Origin of the sequence: Acinetobacter bereziniae LMG 1003 = CIP 70.12 (assembly GCF_000368925.1) — a bacterium.
GTDB lineage: Bacteria > Pseudomonadota > Gammaproteobacteria > Pseudomonadales > Moraxellaceae > Acinetobacter > Acinetobacter bereziniae.
This window is the reverse complement of sequence record NZ_KB849756.1, coordinates 77,282-77,784: the sequence shown is the minus strand read 5'-3', so window position 1 is coordinate 77,784 and position 503 is coordinate 77,282. Positions and strand designations below refer to the sequence as shown.

The window sequence follows — 503 nt, the reverse complement described above, 5'->3', positions numbered from 1 at the left end:
GACAGGTTGGACAAAGCCAACGCCAAATAGATAAAGATAATATTCGAAAAGGTGAAAAAAATACGCCGTATTTAATAGGTCAAGAATGGATTTCTATAGAGAAAATGAAAGGCAAGGATGGAATCAGTGCTTTATGGGAACATACTGGAACTGCAAGAGATAATAAAGACCCTTTGATTGGTTTTGAAGTAGATACTGGATATTCAACTCCGTATAGTGAAACTAGCAGTTTAGAACAATTTGATGCATTAAAACTATATGAATCAATTTTAAAAACAATCCAAAAATTTTAAAGGTGAACTTGGCAAATAATATTTGATCCTATTTCACTATAAAGAGAATACCAATGAATAAAATATATGTGTCTTTGTTACTCATGATCTGTGTATTCAACACAAGCTGTATATCTGCAAAATCAGAATTAAAAAATACTGGAAATAATATGATTAATTTAGAAAAAACCAAAACGTATTGTATTGGGCGTTATGTGGTTGAAATTCCTG

Annotated in this window: 1 protein-coding gene; it reads left to right on the top strand. The window is 30.6% G+C overall.

Going from position 1 to position 503, the window contains the following annotated elements; genetic code table 11:
• Positions 1-293 (top strand): T6SS immunity protein Tli4 family protein (locus tag F938_RS10500; RefSeq protein WP_005031641.1); only part of this gene is annotated, 293 nt, incomplete at its 5' end.
• Positions 294-503 lie beyond the last annotated feature (210 nt).